The sequence below is a fragment of the Saccharothrix sp. CB00851 genome (assembly GCF_001905065.1).
Classification (GTDB): domain Bacteria; phylum Actinomycetota; class Actinomycetes; order Mycobacteriales; family Pseudonocardiaceae; genus Actinosynnema.
Window position 1 is genome coordinate 266772 of record NZ_LWLC01000001.1, and the last position, 12588, is coordinate 279359.

General features: G+C 70.8%; 12 protein-coding genes. 6 read left to right on the forward strand and 6 right to left on the reverse strand.

Translation table 11 applies throughout. From position 1 onward, the window contains the following. Together A6A25_RS01225 and A6A25_RS01230 are read right to left on the reverse strand one after the other, a co-directional pair. Entirely contained in the window at positions 1-651 is a 651-nt protein-coding gene (locus tag A6A25_RS01225) for a response regulator (protein WP_053721568.1), read from the reverse strand. After that, positions 648-1889 carry an ATP-binding protein gene (locus A6A25_RS01230; RefSeq protein WP_241828452.1) on the reverse strand — a complete coding sequence of 414 codons (1242 nt, stop codon included), beginning with the start codon at positions 1887-1889 and terminating at the stop codon, positions 648-650. Before A6A25_RS01230 ends, A6A25_RS01225 begins: the two co-directional genes overlap by 4 nt. Positions 1890-1999: 110 nt before the next feature. Here A6A25_RS01230 and A6A25_RS01235 point away from each other — a divergent pair, with 110 nt between their 5' ends. Further along, the gene (locus A6A25_RS01235; protein ID WP_241828453.1) at positions 2000-3250 is read left to right on the forward strand and encodes a PspC domain-containing protein; all 1251 of its coding nucleotides are present in this window, start codon (positions 2000-2002) and stop codon (positions 3248-3250) included. Then, positions 3243-3446 carry a hypothetical protein gene (locus tag A6A25_RS01240; RefSeq protein ID WP_073885849.1) on the forward strand — a complete coding sequence of 68 codons (204 nt, stop codon included), beginning with the start codon at positions 3243-3245 and terminating at the stop codon, positions 3444-3446. Before A6A25_RS01235 ends, A6A25_RS01240 begins: the two co-directional genes overlap by 8 nt. 107 nt (positions 3447-3553) lie before the next feature. On the opposite strand, the gene guaA is transcribed toward A6A25_RS01240, so the two are convergent. Further along, positions 3554-5113 carry a glutamine-hydrolyzing GMP synthase gene (gene guaA / locus A6A25_RS01245; RefSeq protein ID WP_073885850.1) on the reverse strand — a complete coding sequence of 520 codons (1560 nt, stop codon included), beginning with the start codon at positions 5111-5113 and terminating at the stop codon, positions 3554-3556. 51 nt (positions 5114-5164) lie between these two features. Here guaA and A6A25_RS01250 point away from each other — a divergent pair, with 51 nt between their 5' ends. Both A6A25_RS01250 and A6A25_RS01255 read left to right on the forward strand, forming a co-directional pair. Next, on the forward strand, positions 5165-5884 hold the full coding sequence (locus A6A25_RS01250) for an aminoglycoside phosphotransferase family protein (RefSeq protein ID WP_198932547.1): 720 nt from the start codon (positions 5165-5167) through the stop codon (positions 5882-5884). Positions 5885-6155: 271 nt separating this feature from the next. Further along, on the forward strand, positions 6156-7601 hold the full coding sequence (locus tag A6A25_RS01255) for an aldehyde dehydrogenase family protein (protein ID WP_073885852.1): 1446 nt from the start codon (positions 6156-6158) through the stop codon (positions 7599-7601). Here the strand turns inward: A6A25_RS01255 and A6A25_RS01260 are convergent. Further along, positions 7591-8157 (reverse strand): TetR/AcrR family transcriptional regulator, encoded by a 567-nt coding sequence (locus tag A6A25_RS01260; protein ID WP_073886347.1) that lies wholly within the window; start codon positions 8155-8157, stop codon positions 7591-7593. The genes A6A25_RS01255 and A6A25_RS01260 overlap by 11 nt on opposite strands. 77 nt (positions 8158-8234) lie before the next feature. Between A6A25_RS01260 and A6A25_RS01265 the strand changes: the two genes are divergently transcribed. Then, positions 8235-9026, forward strand: coding sequence for an SDR family NAD(P)-dependent oxidoreductase (locus A6A25_RS01265; RefSeq protein ID WP_073885853.1), 792 nt, complete (start codon positions 8235-8237; stop codon positions 9024-9026). Then, the gene (locus A6A25_RS01270; RefSeq protein WP_073885854.1) at positions 9023-10360 is read left to right on the forward strand and encodes a cytochrome P450; all 1338 of its coding nucleotides are present in this window, start codon (positions 9023-9025) and stop codon (positions 10358-10360) included. The genes A6A25_RS01265 and A6A25_RS01270 overlap by 4 nt, the downstream gene beginning before the upstream one ends. Here A6A25_RS01270 and A6A25_RS01275 read toward each other — a convergent pair. Together A6A25_RS01275 and A6A25_RS01280 are read right to left on the reverse strand one after the other, a co-directional pair. Continuing rightward, positions 10335-11630, reverse strand: a complete 1296-nt coding sequence (locus A6A25_RS01275) for an FAD-dependent monooxygenase (RefSeq protein ID WP_083667890.1) — start codon at positions 11628-11630, stop codon at positions 10335-10337. The two genes, A6A25_RS01270 and A6A25_RS01275, sit on opposite strands and share 26 nt — an antisense overlap. Further along, positions 11627-12586, reverse strand: coding sequence for an MBL fold metallo-hydrolase (locus A6A25_RS01280; protein ID WP_073886348.1), 960 nt, complete (start codon positions 12584-12586; stop codon positions 11627-11629). Before A6A25_RS01280 ends, A6A25_RS01275 begins: the two co-directional genes overlap by 4 nt. Between the last annotated feature and the right edge of the window lie 2 nt (positions 12587-12588).

Genomic DNA, 12588 nt, shown 5'->3' on the forward strand with positions numbered 1-12588 from the left:
TCAGACCAGGCGCCGGTCCGATGCCCAGCGCGACAGCTCGTACCGGTTCGACAGCTGCGTCTTGCGCAGCACGCTCGACACGTGCGTCTCCACCGTCTTGACCGAGATGAACAGCTCCGACGCGATCTCCTTGTACGCGTAACCGCGCGCCAGCAGCCGCAGCACGTCCCGTTCCCGAGGGGTCAGCAGGTCGAGCTCCGGGTCGCTGATCGGTGCCGCGCCGGGGCGGTCGGCGAACGCGTCCAGCACGAACCCGGCCAGCCGGGGGCTGAACACCGCGTCGCCCTCGGAGACCCGCACGACCGCGCGCACCAGCTCCTGGCTGGAGATGGTCTTCGTCACGTACCCGCGCGCACCGGCGCGGATGACCGCGATCACGTCCTCGGCCGCGTCGGACACCGACAGCGCCAGGAACACCACCTCGGGCAACGCCGTGCGCACCTGCCGCAGCACCTCCGCGCCGCCGCCGTCGGGCATGTGCACGTCGAGCAGCACCACGTCCGGGCGGTGGTGCCCGATCCCGGCGACGGCCTCGCCGACCGAACCGGCCTCGCCGACGACCTCGATCTCGTCGGTGATCGAGTCCAGCTCGGCCCGCACCCCGGCGCGGAACAACGCGTGGTCGTCCACCAGGAACACCCGAACGGTCATGTCCTGGCCCCCGTCTCTCGCTTGTCTGCGGTCTTCCTCGGCATCATCAGCTGCACCTCCGTGCCCTCACCCAGCCGGGTGCGGATCCGGACTTCGCCGCCGTGCCGCTCCATCCTCCCCCCAATGGAGTCGGCGAGGCCATGCCGGTCCTCCGGAACCGTGTCCGGGTCGAAGCCCTTGCCCCGGTCGCGGACGAAGACGGTGACGCGTTCCGGCTCGACTTCGCCGTACACGCTGATCTCGGCCACGCCCGCGTGCTTGGCCGCGTTGACCATCGCCTCGCGGGCGGCCTGCACCACGGCGTACAGGTTCGGGTCGAGGAGGCAGTCGCCGACCACCACCTGCTGCACGGCCAGCGCGAAGCTGTCCTCGACCTCGCCCGCGGCCTTGGCGATCGCGGCGGACACGGTGGTCGGCTCGTTGTTGTCCTCCACGACCCGCCCGTACAGCCATTCGCGCAACTGACGCTCCTGGCCGCGGGCCAGGCGCTTGACCTCGCGCGGCTGCTCGGCCTGCTTCTGGATCAGGGCGAGCGTCTGGAGCACGGAGTCGTGCAGGTGGGCGGCGATCTCGGCGCGTTCCTCGGTGCGGATGCGGACCCGGCGCTCCTCGCCCAGGTCGTTGATCAGCTTGATCCACAGCGGCACGGTGAGCACCGCCACCCCGCCCAGGGTCGCGACCACGGCCAGCAGCGCGAACCGGAGCTGGTCGATGCCGTAGCTGTTGACCAGCAGGACACCGATGCCGATGGCGACCAGCGCCACGCCGGCGGCCACGCGCACGATCGTGCTGCGGCCCGTGCGGCCGAGGATCCCGGACTTCGCGCCGGCCCGCCAACGGCGGCGCTGCGCCTCGTCGGCCTCGCGCCACACCACGGCCGCGCCGACGAGGGCGACGGCGAGCGGTCCGGCGATCCAGCCGCTGACCGGTCCGGAGAACAGGCCGGCCAGCACGGCGGCGGCGATGCCAAGCGCGACCAGGCCGAGTGCCTGCTGGCGTTCCCTCGGGTTGGCGGCGTCGTCCTCCGGCTCGCCGGCCGCGCGTTGCGGCACGAACAGCCACAGCAGGCCGTAAGCGATCACGCCGACGCCGTTGAGCGCGGTCAGCGCGGCGAACGCCGCCCGCACCCAGAACACCTCGATGCCGAGGTGGTCGGCGACACCACCGGCCACGCCCGCGACCACCCGGCCGGTCCGCCTGCGGCGCACCGGCTCGACGGCCTTCGTCTCCACACTCACCCTGTGATGGTCACACGCTGGTCGGGGCCGGTCATCAGGGTTCCACCCGATGCGCGGTTCAGGGTGGGTCCCCGATGTGCGCGAGGTCGCGGTTGAGCAAGCTGGTCGTCGTGAGCGGGAGCATCAGCGCAGCCAGCGTCGAAGAGACGCTGAAGGACTTCTGGGCCACGCGGCCCAGGCGGCCCCACGACGGTCGCAAGATCGCCGGTGTCGCCGCCGGTATCGCCCAGCGGTACCAGATCGACCCGGTGATCGTCCGGGTGGCGTTCGTGGCCATGGCGCTGTGCAACGGCGCCGGTCTGCTCATCTACCTGCTCGGCTGGTTGTTGCTGGCGCAGGGCGACGACGAGGTGTCACCCGCGGAGGCGCTGCTCGGGCGCGGCCACAGCTCGACGCCCACGGCGTTGACGGTGCTGTTGGGGCTCGCGGTGGTGCCGGCGACCGGGTTCTTCGTGGACGGCGGCTTCACCATGGTCGGCGGCGTGCTGCTGTCCGTGGGTGCGATCTACCTGCTGCACCGCGGCCGCGGGCAGCTCAATCGGCCCGATTCGAAGGTCGGGATCGGTGGCTTGGGGACCGGCGGCTTGGGGATCGGTGACTCTGTGGGGGCAAAGGTGTCGACGGGCGAACACCCGACGGATCGCGTGACGCCACCGGCGTGGGACCCGCTTGGCGCGGCGCCGTTCGCGTGGGACCTGCCCGAGCCGGGCGGGACGCCGGAGCCGGCGAGCGCGTCGGCCGTGCCGGCGGTGCGGCCGCGCAAGTCGCGGGTGGGTGTGGCGACGTTCGGCGCGGCGCTGGTCGTGCTGGCCGGGTCGCTGGTGGCGTCGTCGTACTCGGACTGGTTCCACGCGCACCACGTGCTGGGGTTGTTGGTGGCGGTGCTGGGCGCGGGGATGGTGCTCGGCTCGTTGCGCGGTGGCGGAGGTCGCGGGCTGATCTGGCTGGTCGTGCCGCTGTCGTTCGTCGGGGTGGTGCTGACCTCGGTGGACTTCGACGTGGACGCGAGGCAGATGGGCAGGACCGAGCACCGGCCGACGACGGTGGGCGAGGTGCAGGAGCGGTACGAGGCGAGCGTGGGCGAGGTGGATCTGGACCTGACCGCGTTGCCGAACAGCGGGTCGGTGACGACCGAGGTCGAGGTGGGGCTGGGCCGGGCGGCGGTGAAGGTGCCCGCGGACGCGGACGTGACGGTGAACTGCCGGACGGACCTGGGTTCGATGAACTGCCTCGGCAACGAGTCCGGTGGTGAGGGCAACCACCACGAGGACACGGACTACGGCGCCGACGGGCCGGGCGGGTTGAAGATCGTGCTGGACGTGCGCAGCGATGTCGGAGAGGTGGAGGTGAGTCGTGGCTGACCAGGATTCGATCGAGAAGCGCGGGGTCGACGTGGTGGGGCTGGTGTTCGGGGTCGCGGCCCTGGTCGCCGCCGCCTACATGCTCTCCGACGGTGCGGCCTGGCCGGAGTTCCTCGACCTGAGGTGGGCCTTGGCCGGAGGGGCGATGGTGATCGGGTTGGGGTTGCTGGCGGGATCGGCGCGACGGCGTCGGTAGGGGTGGGGCAAGGGGTTGTGATCGAGGGGGTCGTGCGGGGGAAGTGAAAGCGAAAGGCCCGTCCTGGGGAGGACGGGCCTTTCGCTCATGCCCAGGACGGGCTTTCGCTATTCCCACTCGATCGTGCCCGGCGGCTTGCTCGTCACGTCCAGCACCACGCGGTTCACCTCGGCCACCTCGTTGGTGATGCGGGTCGAGATGCGCTCCAGCACGTCGTACGGCAGGCGGGTCCAGTCCGCGGTCATGGCGTCCTCACTGGACACCGGGCGCAGGACCACCGGGTGGCCGTACGTGCGGCCGTCACCCTGCACGCCCACGCTGCGCACGTCGGCGAGCAGGACGACCGGGCACTGCCAGATCTGGCGGTCGAGGCCCGCGCTGGTCAGCTCCTCGCGGGCGATCGCGTCGGCCCTGCGCAGGATGTCCAGGCGCTCCTGGGTGACCTCGCCGATGATCCGGATGCCGAGGCCGGGACCGGGGAACGGCTGGCGCTGCACGATCGTTTCCGGCAGGCCCAGTTCGGTGCCGACGCGCCGGACCTCGTCCTTGAAGAGGGCGCGGAGGGGCTCGACCAGCTTGAACTGCAGGTCGTCCGGGAGCCCGCCGACGTTGTGGTGGCTCTTGATGTTCGCCGCGCCCGCGCCGCCACCGGACTCGACCACGTCCGGGTAGAGCGTGCCCTGGACCAGGAACTGGTAGTCGCCCTCGGCCTTGAGGTCGCGCTCGGCCTGCTCGAAGACGCGGATGAACTCGCGGCCGATGATCTTGCGCTTCTGCTCCGGGTCGGTGACGCCCTTGAGCGCGTCGAGGAACCGCTCGCGGGCGTCGACGGTGACCAGCTTGACACCGGTCGCGGCCACGAAGTCGCGTTCGACCTGGGCGCGTTCACCGGCGCGCAGCAGGCCGTGGTCGACGAAGACGCAGGTCAGGCGGTCACCGATGGCCCGCTGGACGAGGGCGGCGGCCACCGCGGAGTCGACGCCGCCGGACAGGCCGCAGATCGCCTTGCCGTCGCCGACCTGCTCGCGGATCCGGGCCACCTGGTCGTCCACGATCGAGGACGTCGTCCACTGCGGCCGGATGCCCGCGATCTCGTGCAGGAACCGGCGCAGCACCTCCTGGCCGTGCGGCGAGTGGCCCACTTCCGGGTGGTACTGGACGCCCGCGAAGCGGCGCTCGGGGTGCTCGAAGGCGGCCACCGGTGCGCCCTCGCTGGTCGCGGTGACGGTGAAGCCGTCAGGTGCCTTCGTGACGCAGTCGCCGTGGCTCATCCACACCGGGTGGTTGGCGGGCAGCTCCTCGTGCAGCAGGCCGCCGCTGTGCTGGACGCCGAGTTCGGTGCGGCCGTACTCGCGGGTGCCGGTGTGCTCGACCGTGCCGCCGAGGGCGCCCGCCATGGCTTGGAAGCCGTAGCAGATGCCGAAGACCGGGACGTCCAGGTCGAACAGCTTCGGGTCGACCTGGGGCGCACCCGGTTCGTAGACGCTCGACGGGCCACCGGACAGCACGATGGCGGCGGGGTCGCGTTCCAGCAGCTCCGCCACGGGTGTGGTGTGCGGGACGACTTCCGAGTAGACCTGCGCCTCCCGGACTCGCCGGGCGATCAGCTGCGCGTACTGCGCGCCGAAGTCGACTACCAGCACAGGGCGGTTGCTGCTCTCGGCCACTGGGGGAAAACCTCTCGTCTGGCGGATCCGCGCAGGTGAAGGATGTCATGCGTGGAAGAGGAAGCGCTCACCGGAGGCGGGCTCAACGAGGTCGTGCGGGTCGGGTCGACGGTTCGCCGGCCGACCGGTCCGTGGACGCCCAACGTGCACCGGTTGCTGGAACACCTTGCGCCGCTTGGCCTTTCGCCGGTGGTGCACGGGGTGATCGAGGTCGGTGGTGAGCGGCGGGAGGTGTTGTCGTACCTGGAGGGTGAGGTCGGCCACCCGCCGTTGCGGGAGGAGTTGCGGTCGGACGAGGTGTTGGTGGCGGTGGCGCGGATGGTGCGGAGGTTGCACGACGCGTCGGTGGGGTTGGTGGGTGTCGGGGAGGGGTGGCAGTTTCCGGCGGTGGAGCCGGTGGAGGTGATCTGCCACAACGATCTCGCGCCTTACAACATGGTGTTCCGGGATGGGATGCCGGTGGGGGTGTTCGATTTCGACGGAGCGCGGCCGGGGCCTCGGTGGTGGGATTTGGCGTACACGGCGTATTGTTTGGTGCCGTTTTCGCCGGAGTTCGGCGGGGTTGAGGAGCAGTGGCGGCGGGCGAGGTTGTTTTGCGAGGCGTATGGGGTGGGAGTCGAGGGGTTGGGACGGTGGGTGTTGGCGCGGTTGGAGGACATGGTGGGGATGATCCGGGAGAGGCCTGAGTTTTGGAGGCAGCGGGAAGAGGGACATGAGGCGTATTATCTGGGACATGTGGAGTATGTGAAGGATAATCTTTTGAGTATGTAGGGGCGACTTGTGGTTGGGGCCGGCTCGATTTGACATGGGGCCCCTTACGGGCACTCCAGGCAGGCCAAAGCCGGGCAGGCCTGGCGGATAAAGCGCCCGCCAAGCCTGCCCGGCTTCGACCAGCCTAAAGCACCCGAACCCCATGTAAAATCGGGCCTCGGTGGATTTGTTGCGGGTCCGTTGTGGGCGGGTGGCCTGCAAGCCTTCGGGCCTTTGCGGTTCCGATGTGGGTCCGATGGTCAAGTCGGTTGGTTGGGCTTACGGTTGCGGCATGGACGCGTTCACGCCTCAGCCACGGCCCTGTTGGATTGCTGGACACGCTGAGCAGGGCGTTTCAGCTCTTGCGGTGCACCATCCGTTCGATGGGACGGAGGTGGCGTCGGTGGCGGTGCCGGGGGCGGAGCAGGTGGAGCGGGCCGTCGCGGCGGCGGCGGGGGTGGTGAAGGAGTTTCGGCGCACGCCGGCGCACGTGCGGGCGGAGGCGTTGTTGCAGGTGTCGCGGGCGCTCGGGGAGCGGGCGGAGGAGATCGCGGAGACGATCACGGCGGAGAACGGGAAGCCGTTGAAGTGGGCCGAGGTCGAGGTTCAGCGGGCGGTGAACACGTTTCGGTTTGCGGCGGAGGAGGCGCGGCGGTTTACCGGGGACCTGCAGCGGTTGGATACCGATGCCGGTGGGGAAGGGCGGATGGCGGTGGTGCGGCGGGTGCCGCGTGGGCCCGTGTTGGCGGTGGCGCCGTTCAACTTCCCGTTGAACCTGGTGGCGCACAAGGTGGCGCCGGCGTTGGCGGTGGGGGCGCCGGTCATCGTGAAACCGGCGTCGGCTACGCCGTTGTCGGCGTTGTTGTTGGGTGAGTTGTTGGCGGAGACGGGGTTGCCCGAGGGGGCGTTCTCCGTGTTGCCGGTGCGCGGGTCGGACATGAAAAGCTTGGTGGCGGATGAGCGGTTGCCGGTCATTTCGTTCACTGGGTCGACGGCGGTGGGGTGGTCGTTGATGGACTCCGCGCCGCGCAAGCACGTGGTGATGGAGTTGGGCTCGAATTCGGCGGCGATCGTCTGCCCGGATTGGGACGACCTGCAGTTCGCGGCGCAGAGGATCGCGACGTTCGGGAACTACCAGGGCGGGCAGTCGTGCATCGCGGTGCAGCGGGTGTTGGTGCACCGGGAGGTGGCGGAGGAGTTCGTGCCCAAGTTGGTGGCGGCGGTGCGGGGGTTGAAGACCGGTGATCCGCACGACCCCGAGGTGGAGGTCGGGCCGTTGATCGACGAGGACAACGCCCGGCGGGTCGAGGAGTGGGTGGCGCAGGCGGTGGCCGGTGGTGGGGTGCTGCACGTCGGCGGTGGGCGGACGGGGACGTCCGTGGAGCCGACGGTGGTGCAGGACGTGCCGGTGGAGGCGAAGTTGTGGCACCAGGAGGTGTTCGGGCCGGTGTTGGCGGTGGCGGTGGTCGACTCGGTGGAGGAGGCGTTCGAGCTGGCCAACGCGACCGAGTACGGGCTGCAGGCCGGTGTCTTCACCAAGGACGTGACGGTGGCGTTCGCGGCGGCGGCGGAGTTGGAGGTCGGTGGGGTGATCATCGGTGACGTGCCGTCCTACCGGGCCGACCAGATGCCGTACGGCGGGGTGAAGGGGTCGGGCACCGGGCGGGAAGGGGTGCGGTCGGCGATGGAGGACTTCACCGAGGAGCGCACGATGGTGCTCACCGGCATCACTCTTTGAGCGCACCCTTCGCCAGGGTCAGCAGGCCGTTGACCAGGTCGTCGGTGTGGGTGCCCGTGGCCATGGCGCGGAGTTTGAGGCCCATGACCATGCCGACCACGGCGCCGGCGACCCGGTCGGCGTCCTTCACCCCGATGGACGCCAGGACGGTCTCCGCGAGCTTGTCGTAGGCGGCGAAGCACTCGGCGGCGGCGGCGCGCAGTTCCGGGTCGCGGCCGGCGTGCAGGTAGAGCTCGTAGGGTGCGATGCGCTCGCTGTCGGTGCCGGTGGCTTCGGCCACCTGGCCGACGATGTCGACGACCTGCGTCAGGTCGGCGCAGGCGGTTTCGTTCTGGGTGGCGAGGTCGCCGAACCGCCTCGTCTCCTCGGTGACGAAGTGGCGCAGGCTCTCCCGCAGCAGGTCCTGCTGGGTGGCGAAGTGGTAGGTGACGGAGCCCAGCGAGACGCCCGCTTCCTGGGCGATGCGCCGGTTCGTCACGCCGGCGATGCCGTCGTCACCGATGATCCGCAGCACGGCCGCGATGATCCGCTGCCTCGTCTCGGCCGGTCTCGTCATGTCGTTCATTGTCCGCCATGGGCCCGGATGGCGGGTTCGCGGTACTGTTCGTTCGAACGAACGAGAGGTGGGCGCACATGCGGTTGACGGGCTCGACGGTGTTGTTGACGGGTGCGACGGGCGGGATCGGGCACGCCATCGCACGGGGGTTCGCCCGTCGCGGGGCGAAGCTGGTGCTGACCGGGCGGAAGGTCGCCGAGCTGGAACGACTGGCCGACGAGGTCGGCGGACGGGCCGTGGTGGCGGACCTGGCGGAGGCCGACGGGGTCGCGCGGTTGATCGCGGAGGTGGGTGCGGTGGACGTGTTGGTCGCCAACGCGGCGCTGCCGGCCAACGGTGCGTTGCTCGACTTCACCGAGGAGCAGGTGAAGCGGGCGTTGGCGGTGAACCTGGAGGCGCCGATCGCCCTGGCCCACGGCCTGGTGCCGTCGATGGTCGCCGCGCGGCGTGGGCACGTCGTGCTCATCGGGTCGTTGTCGGGCAAGGTGGCGTCGGCCTACGCCTCGCTCTACAACGCGACGAAGTTCGGGCTGCGCGGCTTCGCGTTGGGGCTGCGGGAGGACCTGCACGGCAGCGGGGTGGGGGTGTCGATCGTGCAGCCCGGGTTCGTGCGGGACGCCGGGATGTTCGCCGACACAGGCGCGAAGCCACCCGCCGGCATGCGGACCGTGTCACCCGAACAGGTGGCAGAGGGTGTGCTGGACGCGGTGGAGCGCGACCGGGCCGAGGTGAACGTGGCACCGCCCGAGCTGCGGGTGGCGGGCGTGCTCGGTGGGGCGTTCCCGGCGTTCTCTTCGCGGTTGCAGCGGCGGTTGTCGAACGACGAGGTGATGCGGCGGATGAGCGCGGCGAACCGGGGCAAGCGGTGACGGCGCCCGCGATCCCGCACCCGCGGTGGCGGGTGCCGTTCCTGGGTGACGTCCTGGGCACGAACCCGCGCACACCGGTGCAGGACACGATGCGGTTGGGGCGCGAGCTCGGGCCCATCTTCACCCGGCGGTTCCTGAACCAGGAGGTCCTGTTCGTCGGCGGTGCGGCGCTGGCGGCCGACCTGGCGGACGAGTCGCGGTTCGCCAAGCACCTGGCGCTGGGCGTGGAGGCGTTGCGGGACGTCGGCGGCGACGGGCTGTTCACCGCGTACAACGAAGAGCCGAACTGGAAGGCGGCGCACGAGGTGCTGCTGCCCGCGTTCACCCAGAGCGCCATGCGCGCCTACCACCCGACGATGGTGGACGTGACCGCCCAGCTGGTAGCGAAGTGGGACCGCGGCGGGGTGGTCGACGTGTCGGCGGACATGACGAACCTGACGCTGGAGACCATCGGGCGGGTCGGATTCGGGTACTCGTTCGAGTCGTTCTCGCGGGCCGAGGCCCACCCGTTCGTGCGGGCGATGATCGGGTCGTTGCGGCACGCGCAGCGCAAGAACTTCGTGCTGCCGGTGGTCGGCCGGTTGCTGGGGCGGGCGGCAGAGGAGCGTTACCGGGCTGATCTCGCGTTCCTGGCGGAGGTCGTGGACGAGGTCGTGCGGTCGCGGCGGGGGTCGGGCGGGTCGGACCTGCTCGGGCTGATGCTGGCGTCGGGCGAGCTGGACGAGGTGAACATCCGCAACCAGGTGATCACGTTCCTGATCGCGGGGCACGAGACGACGTCCGGTGCGCTGTCGTTCGCGCTGTACTACCTGTCACGGCACCCCGAGGTGGTCGAGAAGGCCCGCGCCGAGATCGACGCGGTGTGGGGTTCGGCGGACGTGCCGGAGTTCGAGCAGGTCACGAAGCTGCGGTACCTGCGGCGGGTGTTGGACGAGGCGTTGCGGCTGTGGCCGACGGCGCCGGGGTTCGCCCGGGAGGCGCGGGCGGACACCGTGCTCGGCGGGCGGTACCCCATGCGGGCCGGGCAGTGGGCGCTGGTGCTGCTGCCGCTGGTGCACCGGGATCCGTCGGTGTGGCCGTCGCCGGAGGCGTTCGACCCGGACCGGTTCGCGCCCGCGGAGGTGAAGGCCCGGCCCGCGCACGTCCACAAGCCGTTCGGGACGGGGGAACGGGCGTGCATCGGGCGGCAGTTCGCGGTGCACGAGGCGACGTTGGCGCTGGCCACGGTGCTGCGGCGGTACGACCTGGTCGCGCCGGGTGACTACGAGTTGCGGGTGGCCGAGATGCTGACGTTGAAGCCGGACGGGTTCACTGTGACGCCTCGGCGGAGGTGAAGCCCTTGGCACGGCGCAGCGCCGCGGTGAGGTCGGTCGCGGTCGCGGCGGTGTGGCCGTCGGGGCGGACCAGGGTGTCGCCCTCGACGGTGAAGCCGGGGCCGTAGCGGCGACTGCCCGGGCGGAGTTCGCCGCCGCCGTTGGTGGTCAGGGGCGAATCCCGGTAGGCGAACGGTTCGAAGAGGCGGCCGGAATCGATCCGGTCGGTGAGGCCGTTCGTCAGGACGTGGTGGCGGTGGGCGCGTTCGGCTTCGGTCCGCGGCACGAGGAAGCGCATCGTGGCGTCGGTGATCCGGAGGTTCTCGTCGGCGGCCGCGGCGCGTTCGTGGTGGTAGGAGTCGAGGAGGTGCGGGCCCGCCTCGCCCGCCCGGTCGAGGGCGATCTTCCACGCGGCGTTGTCGGCGTCGCAGATGCCGGAGTTGAGGCCGCGGGCGCCGAACGGGCTCATCACGTGGGCGGCGTCGCCCGCGAGCAGGACGTCGCCGACGCGGAAGCGGGTGGCCCGCCGCTGGTGGAAGCGGTAGGTGGACTGCCAGAGGATCTCGTACGGGCGGTCACCGGTGATGGCGCGGACGTGCTCGGCGGTGAGCTCGAAGTCCTCGGGGACCTGCCAGTCGATCCGGTGCACGCCGTCCGGTTGCGGGTGGACCAGGACCTGGCGGCCGGGGTTCCACGGCGGGTCGAAGTAGAAGCGGCGCTCCGGCTCGGCGTGGCCGAGGTCGACGTGGATGTCGGCGATGACGAACCGGTCGGTGTAGGAGTGGCCCTCGAACGGGATGCCGAGCAGGTGTCGGACGGTGGAGTGGGCGCCGTCGGCGGCGACGCAGTGCGTGCCCTCGAAGGTGCGGTCTTGGGTGCGGAGCGTGACGTGGTCGGTTCGGTGGATGCGTTCGACGCGCTGCCCGAAGTGGACGGTGATGAGGGGTTCGGCTGCCGCTTTTGCGTGCAGTACTTGTTCTACGGCGGTCTGTGGTGTGTTCACGAACGGTGGGAAGCCGTCGGTGCGGGGTAGTTCGACGGTGAGCACTTCGCGGTCGCGGTAGTAGGTGCGGCCTCGGTACCAGGTGACGCCCGCGTCCACGACGGCCTGGCCGACGCCGACGCGTTCGAGGATGTTCAGCACGTCCCGGTGGACGCAGATCGAGCGGCTGCCAGTGGCCTGGTGGTGCGGTGCGGCTTCCAGGACCGTCGTCGGCACACCCGCGCGGGCCAGCAGGAGCGCGGTGGCCAGCCCCACCGGGCCCGCGCCGACGACCAGCACCGGTGTCATCGCAGCGCCGCCCACACCTCTCGGTCCCGTTCGGCGGTCCAGATCCGGGGCCAGTCCACGCCGTCGCACTCGTCCCAGTACCGCTGCACGTCGAACGGCAGGCAGTGCTCGAAGATCGGCCAACGCCCGTAGCGCGGCTCCAGCACGGCGTGCGCGGCCTCGAACGCGTCCTTCACCGTGCCGCCGCCGCGGTGCACCGTCCCGACCGTGCGGCGCAGTTCGTCCAGGAAGTGCCGTGACTGGGCGATCGCCGCGTCGACCTCGGTCCGGTCACGGGCCGGCGCACCGCGTCCGCCGACGAGCTGCTCGGCGCCCAGCGCGGCCACCCGGTCCAGCGTCGTCGTCGCCCACTCGTCGTGGAACGCGTCCCCGGTGTAGAGGGCGGCCTGCGACTCGACCAGGTCACCCGCGAACAGGATCCGCTGGTGCGGCAGCCACGCCACGATGTCGCCCGCGGTGTGGCCGCGACCGCAGTAGCGCAGCTCCACCTCGCCCCGGTCACCGCCGAGCGGGATCGTGAGCCGGTCGGAGAACGTGACGGTGGGCCACGTCAGGCCGGGGATGCCTGCGGGCTCCTCGAACAGCCGCGGCATGCGGCCGTACTCGCTGAGCCAGTCCTCGCGACCGCGTTCGGCGATCAACGCCCTGGTGTTCTCGTGCGCGATGATCTCGGTGGCGTCGAACGCGCTCGCGCCCAGCGTGCGGACCGCGTGGTAGTGGCTCAGGACCAGGTGGCGGACCGGTTTGTCGGTGTGCTCGCGGAGCAGGTCGAGCCAGCGCCTGGCGGCCTTCGGCGTGGCGCGGGCCTCGACGCAGACGAAGAAGTCCTCGCCCTCGATCGCGCCGACGTTCGGGTCGCCTTCGGCGGTGAGGGCGTAGACGCCGTCGGCGAGTTCGACGAACCGCTCTTCCTTGGGCGTGAGGTCGGCGCTGGACGCGAACGGCTTCGTGGCCACAC

Bases quoted from the DNA above. Each gene is read 5' to 3' on its own strand.
- A6A25_RS01275 (WP_083667890.1), bottom strand. From the start codon at position 11,630: ATGACACCGGTGCTGGTCGTCGGCGCGGGCCCGGTGGGGCTGGCCACC.
- A6A25_RS01265 (WP_073885853.1), top strand. From the start codon at position 8,235: ATGCGGTTGACGGGCTCGACGGTGTTGTTGACGGGTGCGACGGGCGGG.
- A6A25_RS01225 (WP_053721568.1), bottom strand. From the start codon at position 651: ATGACCGTTCGGGTGTTCCTGGTGGACGACCACGCGTTGTTCCGCGCC.
- A6A25_RS01260 (WP_073886347.1), bottom strand. From the start codon at position 8,157: ATGACGAGACCGGCCGAGACGAGGCAGCGGATCATCGCGGCCGTGCTG.
- A6A25_RS01255 (WP_073885852.1), top strand. From the start codon at position 6,156: ATGGACGCGTTCACGCCTCAGCCACGGCCCTGTTGGATTGCTGGACAC.